Source organism: Stenotrophomonas sp. Sm2128, from assembly GCF_030985535.1.
GTDB classification, from domain to species: domain Bacteria; phylum Pseudomonadota; class Gammaproteobacteria; order Xanthomonadales; family Xanthomonadaceae; genus Stenotrophomonas; species Stenotrophomonas maltophilia.
The window spans coordinates 122,991-136,365 of sequence record NZ_JAPTFQ010000001.1; the positions used below are offsets into that span (position 1 = coordinate 122,991).

A 13,375-nucleotide genomic window follows, 5' to 3' on the forward strand; every position below is an offset into this window, starting at 1 on the left:
TGTCCAGCCGGGTACCCGGCCTCTGCGGATAGCGCCCGCGCAGCCGCATGCCCCAAGGGCGTCAGCGAGACCACCAAACCAGAGAAATGGCGGCCCTCCCCGCCATGGGCGAAAGTTGCTTCCAGCCATCGGAGCGCACGCAGATGGTGAAAGGTTCTATGGATCTCAATGATGGAGTACCCAGGAAAGTCCTCCTGTGCAATCCGTAGGCTGGGTCGCCCGGCCTGAAAATGTCGGAGCATCAGCGCACAAAGTCGCAGGCGGACCTGAGGCGCCGGATCGGCGATCTCATCCAAAGGCCACCTCCTTGGTTCCTGACGGTGCCACCGCGGCGCCCGCGTGTTTTTGCAGGCCGAACCTCAGCAGGAACTCATCGCCGCTGATCGCTGGCGCGTGTAGCAGCCCCTGGGTCTGGTCGCACACGAGCATTTCCACTGCGCGAAACTGCTCGAGGCGTTCGACGCCCTCAGCAACCACCCGCAATCCAAGGATCGCGCCCAAGGTGACGATGGACGAAACAATTTCAGAATCCACGGTATTTCTGTCAACGTCAGCGACAATTACCGGATCGATCTTCAACTCATTGATAGGAAGGCGTTTCAACCGTGCCAGACTGGTGACCCTATTGCCGAAACCTTCCAGCGCGATCTGTACGCCATCCGCGAACAGATCCAGCAGAGCGTTGCGGCACACATCGCTCTGCTGCATCAGGCATGATTCCGCAACATCCAGTATCAGCTTGTCTGCTGCAATTCCATTCTGACGAAGCGCATCGCGCACATTGCCGCAGAAGTCGGGATGCTGAAGCTGGACCGAAGAAATGTCGACCGCGATCGTCCAATCAGCGGTGCCAGCCCTGTGCCATTCGCTTAGCTGGGCACAGGCCCGATCGACTTCCCATCGACCAATCTGATGGATGCGCTCCTGGTTCACGGCGAGTCCGACGAAATCAACGGGTGCGATGAGTCCCCATTGAGGATGCTGCCAGGCAGCCACTGCCTCGGCACCAACTATTCTCCGACTTCCGCATTCAACCTTGGGCTGGTAAAGCAGGACCAGCTCGCCCTTGTTCATTGCCCGCATCCGTTGCTCGGGCGCACGCCCAGTACAGGGATTGTCACTATCAAGTACGTGCACGATCGCAACTCCATGGCGAGGGGTGCAATGCTGGGCAATAGTCACTCGGTCGGCTTCTACCCCTCCCTCAATCGTTGTCAATTGATCTCTCCGCACCCTCCTGACGTCCTCCCCGCCCTCCCCCACTCTTCTCTCAGCCGCGCCACAAATCGCGGACATCACCATCGATTGGAGTGGCTGGCCGGTACAACTGCCCTGCTGCTGCGGGTCACATCTTCTGCGAGCCGGACGCGCGTATGGACATTGATGACCGTGATGCCGGTGATTACGCTGGCCATCTGCCCCGCCGCGCGTAGTTTGACACCGCCCGCACCGGCCCGCTTGTCGAGGTACGCTACCGACCCGCCGGGCAGGTCAAGATGAATGAACCCGCATCTTGGACTGAAGGACTGGACCTTGCGTCTGCAGTCCTCTCAACTGATCTCATTTCTTCTCATCTGAGCGCCTTGGCTTGACGAATCCGCCTGCGCGTAAAAAGCCACGGCCCTGGCAGGGCCGTGGAATGATCCTTGGAGAGAGCCTTCGGATCAGAACTTCTGCGTGTAGCGCATGTAGTAGAAGCGGCCAGGCACTTCGTATTGCGGATCGAAGCTGTTGGCGGCCACCACCGTCGAACGTGGCGGAGAACGGTCGAATGCGTTGTTCACGCCCAGCGTGATCCGAGCATTCCACGGCGCATTCCAGTAGCCACTCAGATCGGTGTAGGTCACGCTGGGAATACGATTCTCCGGACGCGGCCCATAGGACGTTTTACGGGCCGGGTCTGAGCACAGGTTGCGCAGCTCGGCCGACGGCACGTTGAAGCAGCTCTCCACCTGGGACGAGTAGTAGCGCAGATTCGCCGTGGCACCCAGATTGCCCTTGGCCCATGCCACTGCGAGGTTGGAACGGACGCGCCAGTTGTTGCTGCGGCTGCTGTACTCACCCACCAGGTTGCCACCCTCGCCGCTCACCGGATCCTCGGTCACCACTCCATCACCGTTGACGTCTGCTGTCGCCTTGCTGAAATAGGTCGAATCCCAGATGACCGAGAAGCTGCCCAGGGCGGTGTCGGGCAAGCGGTAGCTGGCAGTGAAGTCGAAGCCCTCGGCTTCAAGCACGCCGACGTTGCGAGCCGTGGCCAAGGTATTGGAGACCTCGCCACTGGGCGCCCGGCCGATCAGTGCGCACGCCGGCTGCTGACCACCGTAGTAGCAGTCGTTGAAGATCGTCTGGGCGGACTGGGTGAAGATGCCCTGCTCGATTTTGATGTTCCACCAGTCCAATGACAGATCCAGGCCCGGCGCCCAATCCGGGCTGTACACAACCCCCAGGGTGCGGTTGATCGAGGTCTCCGGCCCCAGATTCACATTGCCACCCACAGTGGTGCGTATCTGGGTGTTGGCCTGGTTGTAGGCAGGCACCCCGGCGCAGCTGGCCGGTGGTGTCTGCGGGCTGCCACGCGAGAGTGAGGCGCAGGGGTCGTTCACATCCTCGAAGGTGTCCGAAACACCGGAATAGAGCTCGGCAACGGAGGGGGCACGGAAGCCCTCGCTCCAGTTGGCGCGCACCATCACGTCGGTCACGGGCTTCCAGATCAACCCGACCTTGGAATTGGTGGTGCTGCCAAAGGAATCGTAGCGTGACGTGCGGGTGGCCACGTTGGCCTCAAGCCGCTGGATGCCCGGAAGGTCGGACAACAGCGGAAGATCCAGCTCGACGAAGGCTTCCTTTACCGAATAGGCGCCGCGGGTCGCGGTGCGCGCATTGCCAGTGGTGTCTCCCGAATTGACCAGCGCATCGGGCGCATCGAACCCACTCTCACTGCGCCGCTCAACGCCGAGCGCGAACGCCGAAGTACCGCCGGGCAGCGCGAACAAGTCACCACTGAGGCTGGCGAAGTAGTTCTTCTGCTCGTATCCATATACATCGTGCGCCTCGAAGGCGGAGTACCCCTGCATCTCTGGCGTCATCGTGCCTGGCCCGCCAAGCAGGTTCATGGGCACGCACCCTGCGATCGGTGCAGTGGGCGTTCCACACCTCGCCTGCCCCGCCGCGTCCAGATAGGAGGGGCCGAGTGCCTGGCGCAGGGCTGGCACATTGAACAGGCCCGTGGTGATGTCAGCGCGCTTGTTTCTGCCGTAGTACATGCCGGCGTCCCAGGCAAAGGTGCGCTGGCCAAGGCTGAACTGACCTTCCAGGCTCGCATTGAATGACAGTGTGGACACATCCTGCGTATAGATACGTCCGCCGGTCTCCACGGCCCGACGCTGGATGCGGGTGACATCCTGCCCATACGGGTTATAGATGCTATCGGCGCTGATGACGATGTCTTCGGACTTGGTTCCCGGGGCGGACCGACCCAGGGTGATCGGCATTGCGGCCAGTACCTGTTCGGACTTGCGCTCGTTGTATGCGAACTGGGTCTTGAAACGCACATTCTCGGTCAGTGCCGCACTGGCTGACGCAAACAGCGAAGTGCGCTCCTGCGGGGTGACCAGCAGGTTGTCCGGCGCGAAGTTGTAGGCATCAGACGCTTTGTATGGCCGCCATGACGCAGGGCCCGATGGGGTCGTGAACCAGCAGCCGGTGGCCTGGCCGTTCGCGCCGGTCGGGCCTGCACTGCCATCCACGCACTGCGAGGGCCCGGTTGCTCCCAGGCCGAAGCGTCCGGCCGGTGTTCCCGAACTGCCGCCGTAACCGGGCGATGAGCCGAAGTTCGGCACTGCCGAGATCGTCCTGTCCCCAGCCCACACCACGTCTTCCTGTACGTGTGCAGCGCCGGCCATGACAGAGAAGCGTTCTCCCACGCTGCCAATGAGCAGGTCGTAGGACTGGCGGCGGCCGTCGCCCTTGTCATACTGCCCGACATAGGCATTGGCCTCGGCGCCGTCGAAATCGCTGCGCAGAATGATGTTGATCACGCCGGCGATGGCGTCGGAGCCGTACAGAACCGAAGCGCCATCCTTGAGCACGTCAATGCGTTCCACAGCAGCGGTCGGGATCGAGGTGAGGTCCACCGCACCGCCCAGGCCGGTCCCGCCCACCCAACGTCGCCCATTCACCAGCACCAGCGTGCGCTGCGAGCCAAGGTTGCGCAGATTGACCAGCGTCTGCCCGTCGCCACCATTGTTGTAATTGCTGTTCAGCGACGAGCCATTGGCGCTGATGTTCTGGATGATGTCGCCTATCGAGGTCTGGCCCTGTGCATGGATCTGCTCGCGACTCAGCGAGAACACCGGTTGTGAGGTCTCCACGTCCGCTCTCTTGATCCGCGAGCCGATCACGCTGACCCGGTCCAGTTCAGTGACGCCAGCGGCGGAGTCCTGTGCCATGGCTGGCATCGTCGCAGCAGGCAGGAGGGCGGCCAATACGGCGATGCGCAGCCGGCAAGGTGCGAAGGTCGGTCGATCTGTTCTCATATGCGGGTTCTCGGTAAACAGGAATGAACGTGCAGGCGCCGGCGGCATCACCTGCACATGGTCTGTAACTGCAGAAGTGGCCGCCGCCTGCGTAGAATCCGTCGCGCACTCGGCGCGACGGCAGAGGTCAGAGGTCAGAAGCGATACGTCGCCCTGGCGAAAACGCTGCGACCGAGCAGGTCGTACTGGGTGGCGTCTACCGGCACATTTCCATACACCGCCTGCACGTCGCCAGAGATGGTGTCCGGTTCACGGTTGAACAGGTTGCGGACGCCCACGGTCACCGCCCAGTCGGATTGGCGATAGGTCAACGCAGCGGTGTGATAAATGCGTGCGTCTGCACGGATGTCACGCTGCGCGTTGGCATACCCCAGGTAGTTGAAGCGCGCCGGAAGCTCTGGATGCTCGGTGGCACCCACATAGCTGATCAGCCACTGGGCTGACCAGTCTCCACGCTGGAACTGCAGCTGGGTGGTCGCACTGACCTTGGGGCGCCCGATCGCACCGGCCAGCTCATTGCTGCGCCGTCCGTCCTGGCTGGCACTGTCAAACAGCTGCACGCTATCTGAAAGCGTGTACGTGGCACGCGTTTCGTGAGTGAGCGTGCCGAAGCCGAACGTATGGTTCGTGTTGATTGCAAGATCGTAGCCGCGGGTGCGCTGGCGATTGATGTTCAGATAGGGGCTGCGAATGTCGCTGATGGCAAAAGCTTGAGCGTCGTTGGTGCGTGGGCCACGGGTGAACTGGCTGCAGAAGCGGTTCGGGTGCACGGCGCTGTCATAGCAACCTCGCACGATGCTGGCCGCGGTGAGCTGAGCAATTTCGTCGCGGATGTCATAGTCGAAGTAGTCAATGGCAATGTTCATGTCCCCGAAGGCGGGAGTCAGCACCAACCCTGCGCTGCGCGACCGTGAATTTTCGGGAACAAGCGACCCTGCCCCGCCCTGCGAGTGGATCACCGCTGACGTAGCGGCCCCATTGAAGTTGTCCGGAATGCCATGCGCCGCACAGTTTGCGCGCAGGAAATCGCGGCTGCTTTCACCCCAGCGCACGCAGGGGTCCACGGCAGTCTGCGGCATGAACCCTGTCTGGTTACCAAGATGCAACTCGTACAGCCCAGGCGCGCGGTAGGAGGTGCCCACGCTGCCGCGCATGCGCAACCAGGAATTGACCTGCCAGTTCAGGCCCAGCTTCCAGACCTTGTCCGACGACCCCACCGAGTTGTAACGGAAGATGCGACCGGAGCCGTTGGCAGTCAGCGATTCAATCCAGGGCATGCCCTTGATCAGCGGAACCTCGATCTCGGTGAAGCCCTCCAGCACCCGATCCCGGCCGCGGGTTGCCTGCGCGGAACTGGTGGACCACCCTCCCCCCGTGCGCGACAGCTCGCCGGGCTGGTCATCAATCGCATAGGTGCGGTACTCGAGGCCGAACGCAGCGCCGACAGCGCCGGCTGGCAACGAGAACAGGTCACCAGTGAACAACGCACTGGCCGTAGCCTGGGTATAGCGCGTACTGCCCTTGTCCCGCGCGACCAGCAGCGATTTCAGCTCATCGCTGCGCGTGCCATTCAGAAAGCCCGGGTTGAAATAGTCCGCCGCCGGCACACCCGTGCCCGGCCTGGAGCGGTCGCCGGTGCGGGCGGCTACGATGGTGTCGGACGCATAGTCGCCGCTGGAGCGGGAGTAATTCGTGTTCAACTGCCATGCCCAGGTATTGGTACCGCCTACAAGGCCATCGAACCGGTTGCTGGCGTGGAGATAGGTGACAGTAGCCTCGCTGGACAGTCGCAGCGGCATAACCGGCATCGCCAGATTGAACCGCGTGCCGGCGGCGGGCACCACAGGGAAGAACTGCTGCCAGTACCCGTGTTCGGATTCGCGACGGTTCACCAACCACTGGCTCTGCCAGTTGATGCCCCCGAAGCTGAAATCGGTACTCAGGTAGCCCGTGGCTCTGCGGGCCTGGTTGACGATCTGCCGTTCCTTGTAGCGCTCGAAGTTCGAGACCTCCTCAGTCGACGCCGACTCGGTGCCGCTGTGACGCCGGAACCGGTTGGGTCGGTAACCCGCAAAGGGGCCAACGGTCGTGCCATCCGATGATGGCACATACCTGTTGCTGGTCCCGGGTTCGACGATGGCGTTGATCAGCTGGTTCTGGCAGCCAGCGAGCGACGTCCCAGCTGTTATCGAGCGGTCCTCGAGGTCGATGGAGCGGCCATCTGTGCCTCGCATCAGAGGGCGTTGGCACCGGAGGAATCGACGGTCGCCGACGGTCATCGTATTCTGTCGGTTGACGTCGCCCGCCACCACGATGCTGCCTGCATCCATCTTCCAGCCCGCCAGCAGCGATGCGCCAAACTGCTCGCCACCGCCACCGAGCGGAACGTCGGTACGCACCTCCAGCTCTGGGCGTGTAATGTCGCGCCGGGTGATCAGGTTTACTGCACCGGCGACGGCATCGGAGCCGTATATCGACGACGCACCATCCTTGACGATTTCTACGCTGCGCAGCAGTGCATTGGGAATGACGTTGAGGTCGAAGCTGCCCACTGCGCCGCGCACGCCTGCCGGTCCCGGGCGCTGTCCGTTCAACAGCACCAAGGTGCGCTTGGACCCCAATCCGCGCAACGAAATGGTCTGCACGCCCAGTCCGCCATCAACCACGAAGCCGCCGAACTGGTTGGTGAGCTGCGTGGAAGAGCCGCCGAGCGCTGAGCGTTGCAGCACATTTGCCAAGGTGAGATTTCCCTGCTCGACGCTGGTGTTGACATCGATGGTCTGGATCGGCGATGTCGCCTCGTAGTCGGCGCGGCGCAGCAGTGAACCGGTGACGCTGACTGCATCCAGCTGCGTGGCCGCCTTCGTGGCATTGACTGCTGCAGGCGACGCGGCTGCCTTCGCCGCGTCTTCGGCCGATGCCGAGGGGGCAGCGCCGCTGTCCTGGGCGCGCACTGGCCCTCCATGCAGCGCAGCAACGACCGCCAGGGCCAGGGGCAGATGCGCAGTTCGTGTACAGCGCGTATGTAGTGCGTGCATCGGTTCCACTCCTTCGGTGTGCCGCGCCCGGGTATCGGGACACGGCAGGGTTGGGCAGCAGTCGGTCGTCGCGCCCGAAAACGGGCACGCGCAGGCTCTGCTGGGGATCAATCAAAGGTGCTGCGCAGAGCGCAGCAGAAAGAGATGGACGGTTACAGCCCGCCCGGACCGCAGTCGTTCTTGAGATAGCTTTCGATCAGGCCGAGGCTGGCCTCGATGTGCCGGGGATACCAAGGCATTGAATGCGGCATGTCCGGAATGATCTCCAGGCGAGAGGCGACCCGGTCTTTCACCGCGTTGTGGAAGGATCGCGCGTGGAACGCAGGCGTGCGTACATCGCGGTCGCCCACATACAAAAGCACAGGTAGCGCTGCCCTTTCGGTGTTGCGCATGGGATCCATGCCCTTGACAGTCTGCCCCTGCATCACGCGCGTCTCCCGCGTACTGCCCCAGCGATTACCCAGGCGTGCGAGGTCGGTCACCGGCGCGCCGGAGATCGCGCACTGGTAAGGCGAAGGGCTGCGCACCACCGCTGCGGCCGCCGCGAAGCCGCCATAGGAGTAGCCGAAGATCGCAATCCTGTCCCTGGCAGCAATACCCTGCGATACCAACCAGGCCGCGCCGTCGTCCTTGTCATCCTGCATTCGCTCGCCCCATTGGCGATCACCAGCCAGCAGCAGGCTGCGACCCAGATCCGCGCTTCCGCGGTACTGCGGGCGCAATACGGCATAGCCCCGCGAGGTCAGGAAGGGAACCCATCCGGTCGGGTCCCAGCCTGTGCGGTCCCTGTGCCAGGGGCCTCCATGCGGGTGGATGAGGGCCGGCAACGCCGGATCGCCTTCCTTCCAGCCGACAGGCAGATCGAGGATGGCAGGAATCTCGAGGCCATCGCGTGCGCGGTAGCTCACCCAGCGCTGCGTACCGATCCGGTTAGGGTCGATCCATGGGTGCTCATTGCCTAGCGTGGTGACCTTTCTGCCATCCACCAGCACATGATGGGCCACCGGATGACCAGCGCTGTCAGTCTGGAACAGCACCTTCGACAGGTCATCGTTGTAGCTCTGCAGCGTCACGCTCTGCCCGGGATAAGTTTGCTTCAATCCTTCATGAAGCGCCTTCAGGCGCGGCTCGATGTAGACGGCCTCCGCGCGCTCGGCATCCACGACAAAGCCCAGAATCGAGTTGAAGCTTGCGCTGCGCCTGTCCAGGATGAGTCCGGCGATGGAGAAGTTCGGGTGGGCCGCCAGCGGCTCCTTGTCAAACGCCTTCGTAGTGGGGTCATACGCCCATGCCTGGACATGATCTGAGAATCTGTCGGTGAGTACATACAGCTTTCCCGATGCCTCATCGATGCCGTCGATGTGCATCGCAAAGCGCTCGCTGAGCTTGGTGGTCAACGCGTCATGGACAACAAACTGGCCACTGGCGCGGTCCTTGATCAGAATCTGGTAGTCGAACTCGTTGCTTCCCGAGGGTTTGATCGACGTGCGGCTCAGCAGCTCGCCGGTGCGCGGATGGAACAGCCCTGGCGATGTTTGATCATCGGACCGGACCACCAGTTCGGTGGCGCCCGTTTTCAGGTTGTAGCGGAAGCAGTCCGCGCTCAGTGTCGACTGATTGACCTGCATGACCAGCACATGATCAGGTTCGAGAGGCAGCATGTGAACCAGTCCTGCACTGCCGGAGATTTCCGCACAGCGCTGCCTTTCTTCGCTGACGCCTGCCTTGCGGACATTGCTCGCGAACGCTTCGTCGAAGGACGTCTGCTTGGCGTCGGTGATGTAGGCTTTGGTGATGAAGGTCTTTGTGGCGCCGGTGGCATTGCCTTCGCCGCAGTTCCCGAGGCGGCCTGTCCACTCCTGTCGCGCAATCACCAACGTCTTTTCCGCCTTCAACGCCGAAGCGGCAATGAACTTCATCCGTTCGCCGGCGGGCGTTATGCTGATCGGACCTGCGTCCAGGTTATCCATATCCCAGTTGGCCAGCGAGGGCTCCTGGCTGCCATCGGCCGAGGAAATCAGCGCCACCAGGCGCTTTCCGTCGGGGCTCATCGACACCGACTGGATGGCGGGATACCGCGCAAAATCCGCGATCGGGATCGGCACCGGCTTCGCCGCGTGGGCGGCTGGAACGATCGACAGCATTGCCAAGCCAAGCAGTGACGTACGAAACGAACGATGCTCCATTGCATAACTCCCCATGCGATGACGTGGCCGTGTGGAAGTGCGGCGGCACGACCTTCTGGCAGCAGGAAAGCGGCGTCAATGAAAAGTTTCAGAATCGTTATTCGCGGCTGAATTAGTGGCGCACGCCATCACTGCAGCACGTCGTGCTCAGGGCATTTACTCGGTGCGGATAGGCCATAAGTCACTGCCGTTGTTCTGGCTCAAAAAGTGATGCGGATCACGCGATGTGGGAATTGTTGCCATGCCCACATCGGTGCGCCTCTAAACCGGCAGTGACGGCGTGCCAACGCCCTGGAAAAAGCCTCAACTCAATGAATTGTGCGTTGCAGCATTCATTTGCGCAGATGTTGTTCCTTCAACAGTGCGCGGTGATGCACACCCGCATCTATCGCCACGGCAGATGGCCGTAGAGTGCACCCTGCGCTGTGTCGCATCCGAGCGTAGCCAGGAGCATGTGTTGCTCCTCCCTGATCACGCCTCCCGCGGAGACGCGTAAGCCGGCGCGCTGCCATTCACTGATTAACGAAGCAACGGTTGCACGGGCGATCACACATCGATCCAACGCGCAGATCAGAGACCGGGGAATCGATATTTCGTGCAGTAGCGCAGACGGCAGCCAAGCCAGCGCGGCGTCAGTCTCATCCGGTTCGCCCATGGAAAGCTGCACGCCCATTCCAAGCAGACTGAACGCCTGACGGTGGGCGTCCGAACCGGCAAGGGCCGCAGACTTGGGCAAGCACAGGATCAGACGCGACGCAGGCAGCCCGCTGTGGCCCAGTGCCGAGCAGACCCGCCCTTGGAAGCCCGGGGCCTGCAACGTGGACATCGAAAGCGGAACCGAGATTGTCCACGCAGATGCACCCTCTGCGCGGCACTGTTCGAGTTGGCGACAGGCGGCATCGAGCATCCAGTGATCGAGCTCAACCGCGAGCCCGGCTTGTTCGGCCAATGGCCGGTGGCGCTGCAGCGCAAGGCGCCCTAGGCGCGGGTGACGCAGGTACAGGGAGGCCTCGGCGCCGCATACGCTGCGGGTGCGACAGTCAACCCGCGGCTGCAGAGACAGAACCAGCTGACGCCTGGCCACTGCGAGAGACAGGCAAGCGGCAGTCAGCGCGGATGGACGTATTGAGCGTGTGGAAGCTGGCATCGGGTTCCCCACGCACGGAACTCAGTCAAGCACCGTTGAGTGCGCCCGTGCGTAGAAGGTGTGTTATCAGCAGATCCGCAGCCATAGGCGGGCAAACGAAGTTGCCCTGCCCGCGGTCGATGCCAAGTGCCTGGCTTTGCCGGAACTCCTGGCGGGTACCGACATCCGTGGCCACCACGCGCAGATGCCGCCTTGTGGCCGCCGCCAGTAACGACGCCAGAGCCTGCTCTCCACGATGCGGGCCGCCCCGGTCGTGATAGGGCCTGACAAGCCTGATCTCCTGGATGGGCATGGGCAGCAGCCATGCCGGTTCCATATAGCCAGGATCAACAGTTCCAATGGAGAAAACGACGCCCCGCGCAGACAACCAGGCCAGTTGCCGCAGGTCCGCGTCGTCTGAAAGTTCCTCGGCATTGAAGACCAGCGTCAGCTGACGGGGTGGCAGGCGCTGCTCGTCCAGCATCTGAAGAAGGGCCTGCCGATAGGAGGGCCGTTTCAGCTTCTGCAACGAGGTGCGCACCGACAGATTCCATTCCAGGCCCTGTGACCGCCATCGCGCCATCTGTTGCCCAGCGGTTTCCAGCACCCAGTAGTCCAGGTGCTTCATCAGGTCCGACGCGGTCACCAATGCCAGAAAGGCGTCGGGCTGCCGCCAGTCCAAGTGGCGGCGCTGCCAACACAGCACGGCTTCGACACCACACACCGCGCCACCGACAAGATCGACTACGGGTTGATAGTGGAGCTGCAGCTCCTCTGCGTCGATGCAGCGGCGTAGATCGCCACGGGTGATCAGGCCATATGGTTCTTCGGTACGAGTAGGCGACATCTGGATTTTCAAGCCCGCTTACCCGTTGAAGCCAGCACTGATCGGGTCACCATCAACCCGTTCGACCCCACGGGACGCGACAGTCGTAGCCGTCGGCACCTGGCGATCCAGCGCGTCCAGCACCATCCGGCCCATCGGAGTGAGCGATACGCCCCACCCGCCGAAACGTTGACCCTCGCGGTCCCGCAGTACCATGACCGTGAGCCAGCCGCGCCGGCGCAGTTGCTGGAACTCATCCCGGATGGCGTTCGAGGGGTGGGGCGGCAAAAGGATCTGTGTTGCGCGCACCCCTGGCCGGGCATCGCGGAACTGGCGCAGCAGCAGGTGGCACAGGGGCAACGTCTGCGCGTCGGTCAGCGAACAGAGGCGATCATCCAAAGGCCACCTCCCCAACCTGCGGCCGCGTTGACGGCGCCTGGAGGAAGCACCTGCCAAAGCGAGCAAGGAAAAGTTCGCCGCTGATGGGAGGTGCGTGCAGGTAGCCCTGGCTCTGGTGACAGCCCAGCGTCCGCAGGACCTGCAACTGTTCCTCGCGCTCCACCCCCTCGGCGACCACCCGCAACTGCAGGGCACTGGCAATGCCGATGATCGCGGCAATGATCGACGGATCGACCTCGTTACGATCCACTGCAGCCACAAAGGCACGGTCGATCTTCAATTCCCGCAATGGCAGCTGCCTCAATCGCGCAAGGCTGGAAAAGCCGGTACCGAAGTCATCCAGCGAGATCTGGACGCCGGCCGCCGCCAGTGCCGCGAGCTGGCTTTGGGCGATGTCGGCATCCTTGATGGCGGTCGACTCTGTAACCTCCAGCACCAGCTGGTCGCTGGGCACGCCATACCAGACCAGGCAATTCAGTACACGCTGGGCGAAGCGCGCGCACTCCAGCTGCAGTGGCGATACGTTCACCGCCACGGACCAGTGCAGGTTGCCGCGCTCGCGCCAATGGCGGAGCTGGCGGCATGCGGCACGCAGCACCCATTGCCCCAGACGATCGATCACCCCGCCCTGTTCAGCCATCTGGATGAACTGGGCCGGGGGAATGAGTCCCAGCCGTGGGTGAGCCCAGCGCACAAGGGCTTCGGCTCCAACCGTCTGGCCGGTCGAACAGTCCAGCTTGGGCTGGTAAAGCAGGTGCAGCTGGCCGTTGTCGATTGCCCGCAGCAGGTCTTCAAGGGTTGGTTGCGGACCGGGAAAGGATGCGGCGGGATTGGACATGGCCGGTACTCCAGTAGGGAGCGGCCATGCTCGGCAAATCCAGGCGCAGCGACTTCTGCCTCTGGCTCAAATGATGTCAAATGATCTTTTCTGTCTCGTCGGCCCTTGTCTAACGCATGCCCTCCCCTTCACAGCGGCCGTCCTGCCACAGTTTAGGGGGCGTAGCATCCAACGCAGGAAAGGCTACCCCTCGCGGCACAACCTTCCCATTCCGGATCACCGGGCTTGATACCGGGACGCAAGGTGATTGAGCTGCTCGCTGTGGCCGGGGCGGAATCAAGGCGCGTCGCGGCTGCAGCTCGGGCAGTGGAGGGGCGCCGGGGGGCCGTCGTTTCAGGGGCAGCGCGCCTCCGGCCCTTGCCGGCGCGGGGACCGGCGTCAACCAATGGTCATCTGGCCGGGCTGCGGGCAACGGCTTACCGGC

At 62.8% G+C, this 13,375-nt stretch carries 7 protein-coding genes; all 7 read right to left on the minus strand.

Features of this window, described 5'->3' with window-relative positions; all coding sequences use genetic code 11:
* Positions 1–288 precede the first annotated feature (288 nt).
* The 7 genes from O0K41_RS00550 to O0K41_RS00580 all read right to left on the minus strand — a co-directional run bounded on the left by O0K41_RS00550 (position 289) and on the right by O0K41_RS00580 (position 12,951).
* Positions 289–1,074 carry an EAL domain-containing protein gene (locus tag O0K41_RS00550; protein WP_164221271.1) on the minus strand — a complete coding sequence of 262 codons (786 nt, stop codon included), beginning with the start codon at positions 1,072–1,074 and terminating at the stop codon, positions 289–291.
* A gap of 590 nt (positions 1,075–1,664) precedes the next feature.
* Positions 1,665–4,538 carry a TonB-dependent receptor gene (locus O0K41_RS00555; protein WP_164221273.1) on the minus strand — a complete coding sequence of 958 codons (2,874 nt, stop codon included), beginning with the start codon at positions 4,536–4,538 and terminating at the stop codon, positions 1,665–1,667.
* A gap of 134 nt (positions 4,539–4,672) precedes the next feature.
* Complete coding sequence (locus O0K41_RS00560; protein ID WP_308304414.1) at positions 4,673–7,492, minus strand: TonB-dependent receptor; 2,820 nt, start codon at positions 7,490–7,492, stop codon at positions 4,673–4,675.
* Between the two features lie 236 nt (positions 7,493–7,728).
* Positions 7,729–9,762: a prolyl oligopeptidase family serine peptidase gene (locus O0K41_RS00565; protein WP_164221275.1), complete on the minus strand. Its 2,034-nt coding sequence runs from the start codon at positions 9,760–9,762 to the stop codon at positions 7,729–7,731.
* A gap of 1,172 nt (positions 9,763–10,934) precedes the next feature.
* The gene (locus O0K41_RS00570; protein ID WP_152904891.1) at positions 10,935–11,747 is read right to left on the minus strand and encodes an EAL domain-containing protein; all 813 of its coding nucleotides are present in this window, start codon (positions 11,745–11,747) and stop codon (positions 10,935–10,937) included.
* Between the two features lie 6 nt (positions 11,748–11,753).
* The gene (locus O0K41_RS00575; RefSeq protein WP_049450219.1) at positions 11,754–12,113 is read right to left on the minus strand and encodes a hypothetical protein; all 360 of its coding nucleotides are present in this window, start codon (positions 12,111–12,113) and stop codon (positions 11,754–11,756) included.
* Entirely contained in the window at positions 12,106–12,951 is an 846-nt protein-coding gene (locus O0K41_RS00580; RefSeq protein ID WP_053090773.1) for an EAL domain-containing protein, read from the minus strand. The genes O0K41_RS00575 and O0K41_RS00580 overlap by 8 nt, the downstream gene beginning before the upstream one ends.
* Between the last annotated feature and the right edge of the window lie 424 nt (positions 12,952–13,375).

Coding starts and splice junctions, on each gene's coding strand:
- O0K41_RS00550 (WP_164221271.1), bottom strand. CDS start 1,074: ATGAACAAGGGCGAGCTGGTCCTGCTTTACCAGCCCAAGGTTGAATGC.
- O0K41_RS00580 (WP_053090773.1), bottom strand. CDS start 12,951: ATGTCCAATCCCGCCGCATCCTTTCCCGGTCCGCAACCAACCCTTGAA.
- O0K41_RS00565 (WP_164221275.1), bottom strand. CDS start 9,762: ATGGAGCATCGTTCGTTTCGTACGTCACTGCTTGGCTTGGCAATGCTG.
- O0K41_RS00555 (WP_164221273.1), bottom strand. CDS start 4,538: ATGAGAACAGATCGACCGACCTTCGCACCTTGCCGGCTGCGCATCGCC.